Genomic DNA, 17,490 nt, shown 5'->3' on the forward strand with positions numbered 1-17,490 from the left:
CTTCTCCCGAAATCGGCCGCGCCAGCGGCCAAGACGCACAGTCCCTTCCAACTGTTGAGGGGGATTGAAATCATAGAGTCAGGTAGCCCGTGACAGGGCGTCGGGCCGTCGGCAGGCGGCGCCGGGCGGTCGGCGTGCGGAACGTCGGCCGCTCAGGCGCGCCCCGCGGTGGGTTTGTTCGCCCCTCCGCGGGGTGAAGGGTGTACGAATACACCCGTCGGTCGGCGGTCAGAAGGCGGGCGCGGTGGAGCGCGCCCAACAGGGGATCACTCCCCGTGAAACAGCAATGTCTAGTTTCAACTCAGGGCAAAAAAGCCCATCGGCGGTTGGACAGCCTGACAAGTACGACGAACTCGAGATGGATCTGCTCTACAGCAGTCCCCATCTGGAGAACGGCGATAACGTGGTCGGTGTGGACATCGACAAACGCCCCCCGACCCCGAACGACGAACCGGTCGAGGACAGCCGGGGACAGGAACTCGTTCCTGGAAACTATGCGCGAGAACGCTCGGCGCGGATGGACGCGCAGTACCGGGCGGCTGCCTCACAGCACGAAACGTCGGACGAGGACGACCAAGAAGACGAGACGGGGCTCCCCCACAGGCGCGAGATGACCGGCCGCGCAGGTGGCACCTACGCGGATGTTCAGGCAGTGATGCACGGCCAGCAGTTGGGCGACGTCGTTGAGGGCGATGTCGGCGAGCTGGTGCGTGGTGTCTCCACTGGGGTCTACTGGGAGCAGGCACTCGCGGAAATGGACATCCCCGAGCCTCGACGCGACCTGCAAGCGCCGTTCGCGGAGGTGTCCCCGGAGCACTACACGCTAGCGACTGAAGAGCGAATGCGCGGCGAGTTCGAGGCCGATGAGCGGAACCGCGCGAAGGCGATCGCGGCAGAGGTGGCGGGCATCGACCGAGCGGCGCGGTCGCGAGACGATATGCGGACGCGGGTGCCGATTCGCCACTCCGTCTCAGAGAGCGACGACCCGTGGGAGGGCCCGCCGGCAGAGACGGTCGGCGTCAAGCGCGTTGATCCGGCAGACGACGAACCGGTCACGACGACGTCCGTGAGTGACGGCCCTGACCCGCGGGCGTCACTTGACCAGGAAACGCTCGCCCAGGTGAACAAGGGCGCGGCGCGGCTGGCCGAGCACTTCCAAGGCGAAGCAGCGATGTCCACAGCGACGTTCGGGAAGTGCATCGCCCGGCACATCCAGGACGGGTCGGACGTGATGAACGCGACGATCGCCGTCAAGGAGACACTCGAGCGGATGTTCGAGATCAAGCAGCCCATCGGGTCGATCGATCCCTACGAGCAGTGGGAGACGACGGTCGAGGCGGAGGTGACCACGCTGTGGACGCCGAAGCATCGGTCGCAGTACCAGGTGGGACTGGTGCAAGACGAGGCCGGCGACACGGCGAAGTTCACGGTCTGGTTCGCGGCGGGTGACAAGCCGACGCTCGCGGTGGGCGACCGGATTCGGGCGGAGCGGGTGCGTGTCAACGCCTACAAGGGTGATGCGACCCTGGCAGTCGTCGGTGATACGGACCTCACCATCCTCGACCGGGGTGACGGCCCGATGACGCGGCGGAAGCGGCAGTCGGATGATCCGACAATCGCTCCGTGGTCGGCCGATAGCGACCAGCACGCGTGGATCAACCACATCGATATGGAGCGGGCGATCGAGGTCACGCTCGGACGGCGGGACGACGAGTAGGCCATCGCTCGGCCGCTTTTTTGCGTGTGCCGCGAGTAGTCCTCAGGTAGGCATCGCAACCGGCTGGTTAGTGTGTGGCTCCCGGCACCCACTACCCACCGCCCCGCCCACCGCTCCGTGCTCGCGACGCGAGCGTCGCTGCGCGCGCAGCCACAACCTCGACAGCACCGCGTGGCCCGTGGGGGCGCTCGGCGACGCCATCACCCGTGGCGACCGACGTGAGTTTGTCCCTCCCAACAGGGGGTGAGGTGACTTCACAGATGTCCAGCGCAGCAGCTCCCCGTGAGCGATCGCGACCGCGTCAAGCACAGCTGTCCGACTTCCGTCGGCGACCCCGCGAACCGGGGCTCTACGAGCCACCGACGATCGAGGACGACGACTGGTGGCCTGGGAAGGCAGGTGAAGATCGATGACCGAACGGACGCTTCGCATCGAACGGGCGGTCAACGAGCTGATGAACGACCTTCCGGCTGACGTCGCGTCCGAGGACATCGTCGACCAGCATATGCAGCGACTCGTCGCGGACTACGGCCTCTCTGTAGATCGTGCACAGACAGCCACTCGGCAGTACCTCACTGCGTCCCGCGAGGGAGTGGCGGAGTACCTCGTCACCCATCTCGCTCGGACGACTGAGACGCCGCCGACCCGTGACGCGGTCGTCGAGGATCTCGAATTCCTCGCCAACTGGAGTGTCCCTCTTGAGGACGCCTCTGCTGTCGTCCGCCGGAAGTACGACCCCGCGGACCCGGCCGATCCCGACTCTGGCCTCGACTCGGCAACGGGCGTTCCAACGGGTGCAACCGATGCTGAGGTCGCGGCCGCGATCCCCAGTCTTGACGACCACGAGTGGTCGTCCACATCCGACCGCGCCCACCCTGGCCCCGACGACTCAGATATCCTTGACGCCGATTCGCGGGAGACAGATGACGGCACCGCCGCCTCTACCTACAGACGCATTTGGAGGACACGGATTGTCGCCCGTCTCGCCTCGACGATCCGCACCGCTCGCCGGAGGCTGGCCGAGCATCGCCTCTGACCAACGACCGAACGCACCGCACGCGGTTTATCCCCCCGCGGGGGGTGAAGGGGGACTCACGACTATGCAGGTAATGAGCCGAATCCCGGCGCGCGTGGCGACACCCACCACCCGCGTTCCCGTCGCAACGGCGGTTTATTTCCCCCGGATTGGGGTGCAGGGGCGTGAGCAGGAAGGCGCGCAGGGCGTCGACCTGACTCGAGACGTCCCACCAGCCGATTCCCGAACGCGAATCGGAGTGACCAACGATGGCAGTAGCTAATTCCATTCCCGACGAAGCGGCAGAGCTCGCTGACCAATTCCCGGACGACGTCGAAGTAGACGAAGCAGAGATCGCCGAGCGATTCTCGATGCTCGTCGACGAATACCGCGTCCCGAAGGACGAGGCCGTCCGCACCACGCGGAACTACTTCCTCGACGCGTACGGACTCGACTACGACGATTTAGACGGTCAGAGCGGTTCCAGCGGTCCGGCCGACGAGCGCGAGATCGCGACCGTCGAGGGTCCGAACGAGTGGCTCTCGGTCACGGCGAAGGTCGTCCAGCTCTGGGACAACGACGTCGACTCCATCGCTCAAGTCGGCCTCATCGGTGACGAGACCGGCACCATCAAGGTGACCGTGTGGGAGTCCGCCGACGCACCGACCATCGAGGAAGATGGCGTGTACCGATTCGAGAACGTCGTCTCCGACGAGTACCAGGACCGACTCAGCGTCCAGATCAACTCCGCGTCCGACATCGTTCCCGTCGACGACGAGGACGCCGCCGACCTCGAAGTCGGCTCGACCGATGTCGAGGCCGCTGGCGCAGTCGTGGCTGTCCAACCCGGAAGCGGCCTCGTCAAGCGATGTCCCGGCGAGGACTGCACGCGCGTTCTCCAGAACGGGCGCTGCTCCGAACACGGCGAGGTCGACGGCGAGTTCGATCTCCGCGTGAAGGCGGTCATCGACGACGGCCAGACGGCCTACGACGTCCTCTTCAATCAGGAAGCCACCGAGGATCTCACCGGCATCACCATCGAGGAGGCCAAGCAGATGGCGATGGACGCTCTCGACACGAGCGTCGTCGCCGATGCCGTCGAGGAGGAGATCCTCGGACATTCCTACACGGTCTCAGGGCCGGTCATCGGCAACTACCTCGTGGTCAACGACTGTGAGGCGGGCAACACTCTCTCCGAAGACGCTGTCTCGCCCGGCAGCGCAGCGAATGGTGACCGCGAGGTCGCCAAGCGCGTCTTCGCCGAGGAGTTCAACAACGCAACAAGCACCTTCACCGAATCCGACGAAGACCGTGCGCCCGTGTACTCGCTGCTGCCGTCGGGTGAGAAGGCCAATCGTGTCTTCGTGGTCGGAACGCTGACCGAGACGACGGACGTCGGCAACGACTCCGAGTACTGGCAGGCCCGCATCGTGGGCCCGACCGGGACGTTCTTCGCCTATGCTGGGCAGTACCAGCCCGAGGCCGCCAGCGTCCTGCGGAATGCGGAAGCCCCGGCGTACGTCGCAGTGGTCGGCAAGGCGCGCACCTACGAGACCGACGACGGTGACATCAACGTCTCCATCCGCCCCGAGTCGATCAACATTGTCGACGGTGAGGCTCGGGACGCGTGGGTCGCGGAAACCGCCGAGCAGACGAAGGCACGGCTCGAGGCGTTCGACCCCGACGACCCCACCGAGAACGACGACGAGCGCAACTACGATGCGATGGCGGTCGACCTCTACGACCCTGACATCGATGCCTACGAGGCGATGGTCAGCAACGCTCTCGACGACCTCGAGGCTGGCGAGATCAACGAAGGAGAGGACGACGAGTAGGGCGGCGCACTCCCCGCTGACGCTGTCTCTCCCTCCGTCGTTCGACTCGTCTCACGCACTTCCATATCCACGCTTCGGGGGGTTTCTCCCCGACAAGATTTTTTCGCAAACGCTCCCGACCCACCCCGAGCTCGGTCACGATGTAGAAGCGGCTGTCGACGCCGCGAACAACTGGCTCATCGACGAAGCGCAGTCCCTCGCATCTGTCGACGAAAAAGAACCGACCGTGGACTACTCAATCTCCGTCGAGTACCTCTAATCCTCTAGAGCCGTCCGCTCGCGTATCGGACAGGCAGTAGTTTGTTCTCCCCTGCCGAGAGTGAGGGATTTCCTATGACCGACAATCGTGACGGACAGTCTCCGAACCAGCACTCGGATAACTCCGTGCTCGCCGATGAGGAGTACGACCCCCTCGCGGAGTACAAACCGTACGCCGTCACTTCGCCGAGCTCGGATGGCGTTGCTCATCACGTGCATACGAGTCGCCGTCCGGACTGGAAGCCGGGGCAGCCGTGCCCGCACTGTGGGTCGAGACTGATCGTGTCCTCCTTCATCGAGACGGAAATTGCGCGGCATCGTGGCGGCAAAGTCACGCCGCTCGGCGGAGGTGACCGGCTCGGCGCCGTCGAGTATCAGTGCGCGGACTGCGAGACTGTCCTCTACAAGGACGCCGCGTTCGATCTCTGGACGACCCTCCACTTGGACTGACCGTCGAGACTACGATGCCTCCACCAAGGACTCACAGGTCCGTCCAGTACGGCCGTTTTTCGCACTCCACGGGAGATGTAAGCTCGAGTGAGACGCCCCACACCACCCTCGAGAACAGTCTACTCGCGTCTACCGATAATCACGACGACCCCAACGATCACAATCCATCACACCTATGGCAGAATCCCCACCCGAATCACCCAACGGTACCGACACCGACCCAAATGAAGAGCCCGACATCGACGTCGAGGCCGATACTGAGGTTGACGCCTCTGACACGGAGGCCGAAGCCCCCGACGCTGACGGGACGGAAGTCGAGAAAGCAGATGACGCAGAGACCGATAGTGACGGCAGCGATGAGGAGTCGCCGTCCGACACCCGCCCACCCCAGGCGTTCTCGGCGATCATCGCGGCTGACCGCCTCGACCAGACGATCACCACGCTTAGCGTCCTCGTCGACGAATCCCGTGTCCACCTGAACGATCTCGGCCTTCGCCTCGCCGCTGTCGATCCCGCGAACGTCGCGATGGACGAGACGAACATCACCGAAACCGCCTTCGAGTCTTACCAAGCCGATGGTGGCGTCCTCGGCGTCGACCTCACCAAGCTCGCCGACGTCGTCGGTATGGCTGATAACGACGACCTCATCCAGATGTCGCTCGACCCGGAGACCCGCAAGCTCCTCATTGAGTTCGGCGGTCTCGAGTACACGCTCGCACTCCTCGACCCCGACACGATCCGCCAAGAGCCCGACATCCCCGACCTCGACCTCCCAGCACGCGTCGTCCTCGAAGGTCGCGACATCGACCGTGCTGTTCGGGCCGCCGATATGGTCTCCGACCACGTCGAACTCATCGTCGATCCCGACGACGAGGCCTTCCGCGTCCACGCCGAAGGCGATACCGACGATGTCGACCTTGAACTCGGTCGCGACGACCTCATCGACCTCGAGGTCGGCGCTGCCGACTCGCTCTTCTCGCTGGACTACCTCAAGGATTTCAACAAGGCCATCCCGAAGGACGCCGAAGTCGAAATTCTCCTCGGCGAGGACTTCCCCGCGAAGTTCAACTACGAGTACGCCGACGGCGCCGCTACTGTCACTCAGATGCTCGCTCCCCGGATTCAAAGTGACTGATGTCTCCAGAATTTATGACGTCCGATTCGACTCCACCACTCGATCCTGAACTCGAAACGAGCGCCGAACAGACTGGCCTCGATGATTCCCAGCTCGTCGAGGGTGAAGCCATCGTCGACCTCAACATCCCCGACGACGTTGCCTACGATGTCGACGATCTCGGCAACGGCCGCCTCGCCATCCAGTACTGGGAAGCCGATCCCTGATCCCCGCTCTCGTACCGCCCGGCCCCGGCTGCACCCCTGAGGTTAAACGTCCGGGCAACGCACTTTCGATTGATTGCCCGTGAAACCCTCTGCTGCTGCCCCCGCTGGTCAGATCCTCGCGTACAGCTGCCCCCGTTGCGAGCACAAGGGGATCTACTACTACACCGATCTCGCCCTCTACGACGACGAGCGCGACCCTGGTGAAGACAGCATCCTCCCTGAGGACGCTCCCGCCGTCCCCGGCAGCGCGATTGACGCCGACGCCAACGTTATCGTCTGCCCGAACGAGTCGTGCGGACTCGTGCAGTTCCGCCATATCGCGTTCGAACTCCTTCCCCCGACGGCGGTGCGCGCACGTCGCTCGACGCCGACGGACGACGAGACAAGTGCACTCGTTGAGGCTACTCCGTAGTCGGCCTTGAGAACATCTCGCTCCGCTCGTCGAGGCATCGTCATCCGAAGAACCATCACTGATCTCCGGCATCCCCGCACGGCATTTCTCTCCCTCCACTGGAGGTGAAGGACGTTATGACGAAGGAGTCACCACCGTCAGAGTCGGACGTGTCGCGTGCCGGCTCGAAGAGTCGCTCCAAGCCGAGCACCGACGCGGCAGTCTCCCAGCACGTAGAGCTCAAAACAGGGACACGCGCCTTCGATGGATCAGCCGGCGAACGCCCCTCGATCCACGATACTGTCGACTGGCTTGCCGAGAACGAGGCCACCGTCGGTGGAACCCTCGTGAACCACCGCGTGATGACTGGACGGTCAGCGCAGACTACGGATGTCCCTCTGCGCCCGGAGCTTTCCGAGGCGATCCGCAAGAAGGGCATCGATCAAGTCTACGACCATCAGGCGGAAGCGATTCGGCACGCTCGACTCCGCAAACACGTCACCCTCGCGACCCCGACCGGGTCGGGGAAATCACTCCCGTATTCGATTCTCGCCGCCGAGCGCGCCCTCGTCGACGACGCCCGTACTCTCTATATCGCACCGACGCGCGCTCTCATCAACAACCAAGCCGACGATCTCTACGACTTCCTCCAGAACGTCGACTCCAGTCTTGACGCAGGGCGCTACACGGGCGGACTCTCTCGACACCAGAAACGTCGCGTCCGTGAGCGGCAACCGCACGTTCTCGCGACGACGCCTGATATGATCAACTACTCCATCCTCCCGTTCGCCCACAAACTCTGGGGCTGGTTCCTCTCCAACTTGGACCTGATCGTCATCGACGAACAGCATCAGTACCGTGGCGTCTTTGGTAGTCACGTCGGCGTCGTCCTTCGACGACTCCGTCGGGTCGCGAAAACCTTCGACGCTGACCCGACAATCGTCGCCTGCTCAGCCACCATCGACAACCCTCGCCAGCACACTGTCCAGCTGACTGGCGTCGACCCAGCCGACGTTCACGTCGTCGACCAGGACACAAGTGCTGGCGGCTCAACGCACTGGCTCTTCTGGCAACCACCCCGCGGCCAGCAGGGGCAAGCTCGATCGACACACCGGACAACTGCACGTCTCGCAGCGGCGCTCGTCGAACGCGGTCTCCAGACTATCGTCTTCACGCGAAGCCGACAAGCGGCCGAACAGTACGCTCAGGTCACCGCTCGCCGCCTCCAGCGTGACGGTTATCCCAGCCTCGCCGACGACGTGGCCGCGTATCAGGCCGCACTCTCGGACGAGCGGCGAGAAGAACTTGAAGCCGGGCTGCATTCCGGCGACATCCGCGTCGTCTGGAGCACGAACGCCCTCGAGGTCGGGATCAACATCGGGAACCTCGACGCCGTCCTCGTCGACGGCTATCCGGGAACACGGATGGAACTCTTCCAGCAAGCCGGCCGTGCCGGCCGGGGGACCGACCCGAGCATTGTCGGCCTCGTCGGCGGCGCAGATCCGCTCGACCAATACGCACTTGACCATCCGGACGATCTCCTTGACGGCAGCGTCGAATCCGTCGAATGCAACCCCCAGAACCCACGTGTCCTTACCGAACACCTTCCGGCAGCCGCCGCCGAAGCCCCCCTCTCCACCGACGACAACACTTGGTTTGGCGATGACCTCCCGAAGTACGTCTCAGCACTCACCGATGCCGGCGTCCTCGACCGCTCGCTCACATCGACAGATATCACGTGGACGTACGTTCCCGACGGGGGACCGCCGCCGAGCCAGCACGTTTCCCTCCGGTCGATCAACTCGCGCTCGCTCCGTATCGTTGTGACACCGGACGACCAGTCCCCCCCGGATATCCCCGCGAGTAACGAGCTCGACGTTCTCGGTGAACTTCCACTCGCCTCCGGTCTTCGTGATGCCCACCCCGGTGCGATCTACTTCCATCAAGGCCAGCGATACCGCGTCATCGACATCGATCTCAACCCGGAAACCCCGCCGGGAGCATCCGGTTCTGCCTCGCCAATCGCGTGGGTTGAGCCTACAAACGCGACCTACACGACTAGCGCGGTCACAGACCGCACGCTCACGCTCCAAGACGCCGACGAGTCACGCGGCCTTCCCGGCACAGCCGACCCTGAGGTTGCGACTGACGGCGGTGACGCAAGCGCCGACACAGCACCCCCCGCCGTCCAGCTCACCGAGTTGACCGTCAGCGAAACCGTCGTCAGCTACTACACCCACCAGTCCGGGAGCTTGAATGGACCTGTTCCGATCGAGACCGACCTTCCGGAAACCGAACTCTCCTCGGATGGTCTCGTCATCACCATCCCGCCCGCCATTCGGGATGCCTTCACCGAGGAGCATCCCAACGCCGATGACCCTGACGCGCCATCGCCGTCCTTCGAGGGGAGCCTCTACGCCCTCACGAACGCACTGCTGGGCGTCCTTCCAGCAACCGTCCTCTGCGACCGCAGCGATATGCGCGGGCTCGCAATCTCGCGTCTCGACACAACCGGTCACCCTACGATTGTCCTCTACGACGACCATCCTGGTGGTGTCGGCCTCGCTCGTAGCGTCTTCCAGCACCTCGAGGATGCCCTCGAATTCGCACAGACTCGTGTTGCCGACTGCGAATGTGATGAGGGATGCCCGGCCTGTATCCACCACCCTCACGACGCCTCGAGCAACCAGACGCTCAACAAGGTCGGCGCGCGCCTCCTTGCGGAACTCCTCCTCGATGATACGCAGGCAGCCTGACCATTACATCGTCCTCTTCGCGACACCCTCCCATGGACTAAAGTCAGAGAACTGCATATATTCTGGCGAGTTGACTGCTCATGGCGAGCGATCTCCCCGCCCCACCGACCGAGTCAGGCGTCTATCCCGAGGACCGTATGAAGGTCTCACGATGGCTGACTTGGAAGGAAGCCGACGACGGCCGCAAGATTCCCCGCGCACCCTATCACAACTCGAATCAGCCAGATCGGTACGTCTCCGCGCAGGACCCAACCATCTGGGCGGACTTCGAGACCGCAGCAGAGTGGGCGGATAAACTCCTCCATCACCAACTTGCGTACGTCATTCCCAACCGCAACGACTTCGAGACCGACCTCGTCGTCATCGACTACGACGACACCCGTGATCCCGACACGGGTGAAATCCATCCATTCGTCCATGATCACCTTGCTGACGCCGATTCCTATGCCGATGTCTCTCCGTCTGGAACAGGTGTTCACATCCTTTGCCGCGGTCAGCTCCCCGAGCGCGTCAAGACCATCTCTGACGACCTCTCCGAACACGAGGCCTTTCCCGAGGCGTCAATCGAGGTCTACGAGTCCGCGCGTTTCATCACGATGACCGGCAGACACATCGCCGGTACACCCACTGAGACGCGCGACTGCCGGGCCTTCCTCGATGGGCTCGTCGAGGACTACGCGACCGTCTCTGCAGCGACCCCCGATGAAGTCGCCTTTGAACCGGACACCACTCGCGGGGACATCGAAGACGTCGAGACCACGAGCGACATTCAGGACGTCTTCGACGCCATCCAGCACGTCCGACCGAGAGACATTAGCCTCCGCTCGACTGTCACCGAGGAGCGCGCTGACGGTACGCAGTCACTGGATCCATCCTGGGCGAACTCTTCGTCTGGCACGCGCCTCGCCCAGCTCGATGAAGGCTGGGTGTACCGCGATGGTCTCATCGGCCTCGACGCTCTCCAAGTCGTCGGCCTTGAGGAAGGCATCATTACTGACGAACGAGATTATCCCTCTGGGGAGGACTTCTGGGAGGCCGTCGACGAGCTTCGTGCTCGCGGCGCGCACATCCCCGGGTACGAGGAAGACAAGTCGGAGGCCGCCCCATCGGCAAGCGACTGGTCGCCCGCTCCCGACGCTACCCCCGATCATACCCCTGACCGCGGCGCCGACGCCCAGGCGACAAGCAGTTCATCACCGTCTGACCTGGGGTCATCCCACAGCAGCGGTCGGACGCGTGGCCGCGATTCTCCCCGACGCGGCGAGGGGGCAGAGTCACTCTACAAGGCAGAAATCGACCGTCTTGAAGCCGAACTCGAAGCTCGAGAGGAGCGGATCGACGATCTCGAAGCCGAACTCGATGAGCGAACAAAGAAACTCCGGCGTATCCACGTCCGAAACTCCCAACTCGAAGACGCCCTCGAGAACGACGCCGAAGTCCAAGTCCGTGCTCTCGACACTGACACGCTCGTCGACATCCTCGATGACCAAACGCTCGTCGCGATCGTTGAGTATGTCGCCGACACTCACGCTGACGACGATGGAAACCTCGAGCTCTCTACAGCCGACGACTCAGGTGGACGTCTCGCCAGTCTCAAGTCCTTCCTTCGCTCGGACTCCTCGTCCTCAACTTCCCGCTGAGCGCATGGTGATTTTCACTCGGTATCAGGGGTGTCCTCCCTATCTTAGAGCCGCGTCCACCGTCTTACCTCTCGGTTCCTGTTTTTCGCCCCCGACGTGAGGTGGCGGGAGTCATCACCGATCCCTCTCCGTCCCCCACTATGACCGAGAACGATTCATCCACTCCCGACAGCAACCGGGTTCGGACTCGCAAGATACCCGACTCGGAGCGTACGACTGGACCATCCGAGACCACTGACGCCGCCGTCGCTGCTAGGACCGCTACGTGTCCCGAGTGCGACGGAGATCTTCACGTCGACCACGTTCATGGAGAAACCCGGTGTGCTGACTGTGGACTCGTCGTCACGGAGAATGCTATCGACCGCGGCCCCGACTGGCAGGCCTTCTCTGCGGACGAACGCGAACAGAAGTCCCACACAGGGACCCCACTCACGCCAACCCAGCACGACTTTGGCCTCAGCACCGAGATCGACTGGCGCAACAAGGATGCCCACGGGAACACCATCTCCTCACAACGGCGAGCGCAGCTGACCCGACTTCGCACGTGGCAACAACGGTCCCGGACCGGGAACTCGAAGGAACGCGGCCTCAAGGCGATGCTTTCAGAAATCCAGCGTATGGCCGCCGCTCTCGATCTACCCGACGATGACTACGACATCGCCGCCGTCATCTGCCGCCGGGCCAGTAATCAGGACCTCCTCCCCGGTCGGAGTTACGAAGGCGTCGCGACTGCAGCCGTCTACGCCGCTATCCGGCAGGCCGGTCTCCCACAGGATCTCGAAGCCCTCACGCAGGTCAGTCGAATCGACGATAAAATCCGCATCAAGCGCACCTACCGGTATCTTGTCCGTGAACTCGAGCTCGAAGTCCCGCCGCCCGATCCACGGGACTATCTCTCCCGCCTCTGTTCGGAACTCGATCTCAGCCAAGAGACCAAGCGGTTTACGACAGAACTCCTCAAGGACGTTATGGCGACCGGTATCCACTCAGGGAAGCACCCCGTCGGGATGGCCGCTGCGGCACTCTACGTCGCCACGCACCACTCAGATACGCCTTCCAGTGACTCGTGTACGCAATCCGAACTTGCGGAGGCCGCGAACGTGAGTGTGGTCACGATTCGTAACCGCTACCACGACATCCAGGACACGTGTTTTCCGATGGTCGAAGCCTGACTTCTCGAACGTGACCGACCACCTTTTGACCACCGACAAATTCAACCAGAGGACATCGAATTACGCACCAATCTTTATGAAGTCATATTCTGAATTTTAGCTATGCCGACAGTTGAGGTGTGGTCACTGTGGCTGCATATTGCTGCAGGCATAGTCGCTCTGTTCGCTGGCCTCGGCGCACTCGTGACCAAAAAGGGAGGAATGAGACATCGTCAAGCCGGGAAGGTCTTTCTCGTATCGATGGGCGTTGTTGTTGCCACAGTGTTCGTCCTAGTAGCTATCGACCCTGTGGCGTTCCGTATCATCCTCACCCTCGTTGCGATCTTTAGTGGATACCTTGCGTTCTCAGGATACCGTGTACTCTCTCGAAAACGCCCGACCAGCTCTGCCCATATGGTCGACTGGGGAGCTGCTGGGAGCGTCGTTCTTGCGTGTGCGGGACTTGGTCTGTGGGGCATCAACTGGTTTCTTGATGGGAATTCTTTCGGGGTCGTAATGATCGTCTTCGGTGGAATCGGCATTGCGTTCGGAACACTGGATATTCATTCAATCTATGGTGAGAATTCTGGGGAATGGATGGTCAGCCACCTCCAACGGATGATTGGTGCGTTTATTGCTACGGTTAGTGCCGTTTCAGCTGTCAACCTCACGTCCGAACTGGGAATTATAGCGTGGTTGTTGCCTACCCTCCTCGGTGTTCCCCTCATCGCATACTGGTCAAATAAGTACAGTTCTCCCTGAATATGGATGCTTCTGAATCTAATTTCAAGCCGACCACATCGATTTCAAACAATCAAGAAGATGGATCATTTCAAAATATACTGCCGTAGGCTAATCCACACGACTGCCGACGTAATGATTTTCTCCTCTAGGCCACCGCGTTAGGTTGTTCGACGGCAATCACTGAACCGTAGCCCCTGTAGATCCTCGTCGATTCATTTACTGGTTTCTCCTGCGCGATCGGGATAGACGCGCAGATAACATCGTCACCTCCCTTCCTCATATCCCACTATGCCATTCACGAGTCCCCCGACCCCTGCGCTTGAGACGGCCACTTATCCAGCAGACTGTCGTGACCACGACCAGTGGTTGACCTGGAAGCCAACCGACAACGACCGAAAGGTCCCACGAGCGCCCTATGCCTATCCGGACTGGCCCAAGCGGTATGTCGATGCTCAGAACCCCACGGTCTGGACGGACTTCGAGTCCGCCCAAGACTGGGTCGAGAAGCTCTCCGCCGGTTTCGCCCTTGCGTACGTCATCCGCAACCGTGACGAGTACCCCGACGAAGACTTCGTCGTCGTCGATTACGACGATGCTCGTGATCCGGGAACTGGCGCAATCCATCCTGTCGTTCACGAGCACTTGCAGACTGCAGACTCGTACGCCGACGTCTCCCCCTCTGGAACAGGCGTACACATCCTCTGCCGCGGTCAGCTCCCCGATGACGTCACGACTGTTGCCGACGATCTTCCCACCCACGACACCTTTCCGGACGCCTCTATCGAAGTCTACGACTCCGCCCGCTTCGTCGCGATGTCCGGCCAACATCTCGTCGGGACGCCCACCGAAACGCACCCGGCGCAAGCGTTCATCGACGACGTTGTCGACGCGTTCACGACCCCACAGCCACAGGCGGATACCTCATTTGAGGTCTCAGAGCCGCCCACGGACGCGTTGCCTGAGGCCCCCTCGTCGCCTCCATCTCAACGGTCACCGCCAGCGTCCACGACCAACATCGAAGACGTCTACCGGGCGGTCGAGACGACGCGACCGTCCGAAATCCGCCTCGACTCGCCAATTACGGAAACTCGTAGTGACGGCACGAAATCACGGAACCCCTGTTGGACGAACTCGGACTCGGGGACGCGCCTCGCCGAGATGGACGACGGCTGGATCTATCGGAACGGCCTCATCGTTCTCGATGCCCTCCAGATTGTTGCCCTCGAAGAAGGCATCGTCACAACTACCGGCGAGTATCCCTCTGGAAAGGACTTCTGGGAGGCTGTCGAGGAACTCCGCGCTCGCGGTGCCGACATACCTGAGTACGAAGCCGGCTCCGACCGTAAGGAAGCGTCCGACCAACCCACGCCGCCCCCATCCCCAACAGCTGGCCGGTCGCTGCGGGACCTCCACCGCAAACTCAGAGTGAAAACCATCGAGCGAAACCAGCTCAGAGACGAACTCGTCACTCTTCGTCGAGAACTTGCCGCTCGAATCCGTGACGTCCGCTCGTAACCCGGCGTCCTCCCCGTGAGTGATCCCGACGCGAACTCCCCATCACTCGATCGGGTTTCTTTCCGGCCGTTACAGGTGACCCGCGAGGAGACTCACTATGGCCAACACCAGCCCACGTACCTTCACAGCCTTGACCGACCACCCGCTCCCGCTTGACGAAGACGAGGTCGCGGCGTTCGCCGAAGACCATTCCCAGCTCGACCCGGACACCCACGTCGACGCCCTCCACGAGGACTACATCACCTTGCTCGCGGAGACCGCCCAGTGGCGCGTCTTCACCATCGATCTCTACGGTTTTGATGGTCGCGTCTACCTCTGGAACGGCGCTCTCGGCGAAGGTCTCGCCCTCCCCACGAACGAGTGGGCAGCAGGGAACCTCGCCGAAGCCTTCGCACTCTACCGGCAGGCCATCGCCGACAATATCAGTCGTGACGACCTCCCCGTCACGCTCGACGAAGACGCCGAGTGTCCCTATTGCGGAGGCGAACTCTCCTCCTCGACGACGCCATCCGGTTCGATCGACCAACGCTGCACGGGTTGTGGCGAACATCGAAGCATCGGGTGATTCGGCTTACCGTCCTGACTACGAAAACATCGAGCCGCCTGCTGATCGAGATCGGACCTCTCACCCCGGCTTTCTTTCCACCTACGGGAGGTGAGGCGTATTCAAATATGTACTACAGAGTCCGATTCCCCGACGTCGGCGCAGGCGCGACGCGGCTTGCGTGCTTCATCGAAGGCGAGAGCGAAGCCGCGGTTCGCGAGCTGGCAGCCGACCACCCGCACTTCCGAGGCTGGGACGCTTCGAAGGGGAGCGTCCGGAAGACGAACCTCGCGAACCGGAAGTCACTCGAGAACCGAATTATGGATGTCAGCAATCCGAATGCGGCCGTCCTCGAGGACGGCACCGTGCTTTGTCGGTCCCTGGAGCGCAACGAGGTCGTCGAGCACCACCCCGAACGGACGTAGGCGCTCCACGACCGACCGAACCCCCACCGCCCCCCGCACAGCACCGCACGGCGTAGGCGGATTTCTTCCTCCCATCGAGTGGTAGAGGGCGGTGAAAACGCCCATCAGCGCACACTAGGCGGACGACAATCCTCCCACGTCGAACTCAATCTTAGAGGTCATTCACGATGTCAGCTGAAAGTCAGCCCAGTTCAGAGCACCGCGATGCGCCACGAAGTGACCGTGATTTCGCGGTCGACGAGAGTATCGATGTCCGATCACTTATTGCGAAGGAACAGACGCTTCCCTTCCTCGGGCTCACTCCCGCGGACGCAACAACCATCGACTATCCGGACGGTATCGAGCCCTCTGGCCGCCGCTTCCTCAACGCGGACGCGAGTGAAGCCCGCTCACTCAAAGCCGTCATCAAGGCGCTTCCGCAGGCCAGCAGCGGCGAACTCCGCGCTGTCAACGAGTTTGTCGATCCAGCGGACGAAACGATCGACCCTGAGGAGATTCGTGACGTCGACGGCCTCAACGCCGATCTTCTCGAAGCCGCAACTGGCCAGTCCGTCGAAGAGCTCGCCGCGAACGCACCAAGTGACCGTCTCCTCGACGTCACCGATCACCAGGATATCATCGACCGCCGTCGTCTCGCTCTCGCGGCACTCGGCTACTCTGTCAAGTTCCGCTGGCAGATCTCGACCTCCAGGTACTCGATCGTCAACCCTGAGGAGGCCTACCTTCCGCTAATGGGAGCGCTCCAAAAGAACGGCGCCGACGAGGCGTTTGGATGGGCGGATATGCGGGACTGGGGCGGCGTCGCGAAGCTCACAGTCATTCTCCCAGACTTCCGCCGTGAACTCGATATGAGCCAGTCGGATGGCTCAACGAAGGCCGCTATTCGCGAACACGATGCGCTCGCCGACGTCGACCCCACGATGAGCGACGGTAGTGACGAGGACGATAGAGATGACGAGACGGCGACTGTGACGGTCTACGGTGGTATCCAGACCGGCTACGACTTCCGTGGCTCCCAGACGATGTGGGCGAAGCCCCTCCTCTTCTTTCCGGGATCGGGGACGGTTATGTACGGTGTCGGCCAGCGGTACTCGCGGCGACACGTCGGCGATGTCACGAACGCTGCTCACGAACGCGCTCACGACCGCGTCCCCATTATGGAGTGGTGGGGAAACATCTACGACGATCTCGACGCGCGAACGACCACCGTCGACGATGTCCTCGTTCGCGCCCGCTCGGTTGCGATCGACTTTGAGGAACTCCCCTTCGACGTCGACGACTTCTACGTCTACCTCGGTATCCCCAGCACGTACGCCGAGAGTGCGAGTACGCGCGCCTCGCGCCTCGCGATGCCCGAATCCTGTCCGACACTCTGGAATCTCCAGTTGTCGCTTCTCGTCGCCCTCGGCGAGTTCGAGGGCTCGCGAGCCTCCGACACCTTCCAAGCCTACAACGAGGTCGCCCGTGACATCCTCTTCTCCCCCGGGAAATCTATACAGCTTGCCGCCCGCGAGCACGACCTTCAGGCCGATGACGACGAATCGAGTATCGCGCCCGACCAGCAGACGCTTAGCGATGCTCTCGGTGAGGCATTCGCTATTCCCGGCGTCGAAGCCGCCTCTGAGCGCGACCTCTCAGATACTGACGCCCAGCGCGTCCAGAACACCATCCAAGAATCTCTCAATCAGTAGCCCGAGATACTCTCCCC

At 62.3% G+C, this 17,490-nt stretch carries 15 protein-coding genes and 1 pseudogene; all 16 read left to right on the forward strand.

From position 1 onward, the window contains the following. Positions 1 to 358: 358 nt before the first annotated feature. Positions 359 to 1,717: a hypothetical protein gene (locus tag B4V06_RS01110; RefSeq protein WP_498166845.1), complete on the forward strand. Its 1,359-nt coding sequence runs from the start codon at positions 359 to 361 to the stop codon at positions 1,715 to 1,717. Between the two features lie 409 nt (positions 1,718 to 2,126). Beyond that, positions 2,127 to 2,753, forward strand: a complete 627-nt coding sequence (locus B4V06_RS01115) for a hypothetical protein (RefSeq protein ID WP_123623009.1) — start codon at positions 2,127 to 2,129, stop codon at positions 2,751 to 2,753. 248 nt (positions 2,754 to 3,001) lie between these two features. Next, positions 3,002 to 3,910, forward strand: a pseudogene (locus B4V06_RS01120) (replication factor A); the annotation flags it as partial. Beyond that, entirely contained in the window at positions 3,893 to 4,567 is a 675-nt protein-coding gene (locus B4V06_RS01125; RefSeq protein WP_434084213.1) for an RPA family protein, read from the forward strand. The pseudogene B4V06_RS01120 and the gene B4V06_RS01125, both read left to right, overlap by 18 nt. Positions 4,568 to 5,107: 540 nt before the next feature. Next, positions 5,108 to 5,275, forward strand: a complete 168-nt coding sequence (locus B4V06_RS01130; protein ID WP_498166848.1) for a hypothetical protein — start codon at positions 5,108 to 5,110, stop codon at positions 5,273 to 5,275. Positions 5,276 to 5,678: 403 nt separating this feature from the next. Continuing rightward, positions 5,679 to 6,410, forward strand: a complete 732-nt coding sequence (locus B4V06_RS01135; RefSeq protein WP_498166916.1) for a DNA polymerase sliding clamp — start codon at positions 5,679 to 5,681, stop codon at positions 6,408 to 6,410. 14 nt (positions 6,411 to 6,424) lie between these two features. Then, on the forward strand, positions 6,425 to 6,616 hold the full coding sequence (locus tag B4V06_RS01140) for a hypothetical protein (RefSeq protein WP_123538957.1): 192 nt from the start codon (positions 6,425 to 6,427) through the stop codon (positions 6,614 to 6,616). Positions 6,617 to 6,695: 79 nt separating this feature from the next. Beyond that, on the forward strand, positions 6,696 to 7,028 hold the full coding sequence (locus B4V06_RS01145) for a hypothetical protein (RefSeq protein ID WP_498166850.1): 333 nt from the start codon (positions 6,696 to 6,698) through the stop codon (positions 7,026 to 7,028). Between the two features lie 116 nt (positions 7,029 to 7,144). After that, positions 7,145 to 9,763, forward strand: coding sequence for a DEAD/DEAH box helicase (locus B4V06_RS01150; protein ID WP_498166853.1), 2,619 nt, complete (start codon positions 7,145 to 7,147; stop codon positions 9,761 to 9,763). An 80-nt stretch (positions 9,764 to 9,843) separates the two neighbouring features. Then, complete coding sequence (locus B4V06_RS01155) at positions 9,844 to 11,403, forward strand: hypothetical protein (RefSeq protein WP_498166855.1); 1,560 nt, start codon at positions 9,844 to 9,846, stop codon at positions 11,401 to 11,403. Positions 11,404 to 11,543: 140 nt separating this feature from the next. Next, complete coding sequence (locus B4V06_RS01160; RefSeq protein WP_498166858.1) at positions 11,544 to 12,575, forward strand: transcription initiation factor IIB; 1,032 nt, start codon at positions 11,544 to 11,546, stop codon at positions 12,573 to 12,575. Positions 12,576 to 12,677: 102 nt separating this feature from the next. After that, positions 12,678 to 13,316 (forward strand): hypothetical protein, encoded by a 639-nt coding sequence (locus B4V06_RS01165; RefSeq protein ID WP_498166861.1) that lies wholly within the window; start codon positions 12,678 to 12,680, stop codon positions 13,314 to 13,316. 348 nt (positions 13,317 to 13,664) lie between these two features. After that, positions 13,665 to 14,813 carry a hypothetical protein gene (locus B4V06_RS01170; protein WP_498166863.1) on the forward strand — a complete coding sequence of 383 codons (1,149 nt, stop codon included), beginning with the start codon at positions 13,665 to 13,667 and terminating at the stop codon, positions 14,811 to 14,813. A gap of 97 nt (positions 14,814 to 14,910) precedes the next feature. Beyond that, positions 14,911 to 15,378 (forward strand): hypothetical protein, encoded by a 468-nt coding sequence (locus tag B4V06_RS01175; protein ID WP_498166864.1) that lies wholly within the window; start codon positions 14,911 to 14,913, stop codon positions 15,376 to 15,378. A gap of 107 nt (positions 15,379 to 15,485) precedes the next feature. Next, positions 15,486 to 15,782 carry a hypothetical protein gene (locus B4V06_RS01180; protein ID WP_498166866.1) on the forward strand — a complete coding sequence of 99 codons (297 nt, stop codon included), beginning with the start codon at positions 15,486 to 15,488 and terminating at the stop codon, positions 15,780 to 15,782. Between the two features lie 167 nt (positions 15,783 to 15,949). Further along, positions 15,950 to 17,473, forward strand: a complete 1,524-nt coding sequence (locus B4V06_RS01185) for a hypothetical protein (RefSeq protein ID WP_498166869.1) — start codon at positions 15,950 to 15,952, stop codon at positions 17,471 to 17,473. Positions 17,474 to 17,490 lie beyond the last annotated feature (17 nt).

This window comes from Halorubrum sp. B53 (assembly GCF_059752395.1).

Excerpts from the sequence above, each read along its gene's own strand:
- B4V06_RS01110 (WP_498166845.1), top strand. The coding sequence starts at position 359 with ATGGATCTGCTCTACAGCAGTCCCCATCTGGAGAACGGCGATAACGTG.
- B4V06_RS01115 (WP_123623009.1), top strand. The coding sequence starts at position 2,127 with ATGACCGAACGGACGCTTCGCATCGAACGGGCGGTCAACGAGCTGATG.
- B4V06_RS01140 (WP_123538957.1), top strand. The coding sequence starts at position 6,425 with ATGACGTCCGATTCGACTCCACCACTCGATCCTGAACTCGAAACGAGC.
- B4V06_RS01150 (WP_498166853.1), top strand. The coding sequence starts at position 7,145 with ATGACGAAGGAGTCACCACCGTCAGAGTCGGACGTGTCGCGTGCCGGC.
- B4V06_RS01155 (WP_498166855.1), top strand. The coding sequence starts at position 9,844 with ATGGCGAGCGATCTCCCCGCCCCACCGACCGAGTCAGGCGTCTATCCC.
- B4V06_RS01160 (WP_498166858.1), top strand. The coding sequence starts at position 11,544 with ATGACCGAGAACGATTCATCCACTCCCGACAGCAACCGGGTTCGGACT.
- B4V06_RS01165 (WP_498166861.1), top strand. The coding sequence starts at position 12,678 with ATGCCGACAGTTGAGGTGTGGTCACTGTGGCTGCATATTGCTGCAGGC.
- B4V06_RS01175 (WP_498166864.1), top strand. The coding sequence starts at position 14,911 with ATGGCCAACACCAGCCCACGTACCTTCACAGCCTTGACCGACCACCCG.
- B4V06_RS01180 (WP_498166866.1), top strand. The coding sequence starts at position 15,486 with ATGTACTACAGAGTCCGATTCCCCGACGTCGGCGCAGGCGCGACGCGG.
- B4V06_RS01185 (WP_498166869.1), top strand. The coding sequence starts at position 15,950 with ATGTCAGCTGAAAGTCAGCCCAGTTCAGAGCACCGCGATGCGCCACGA.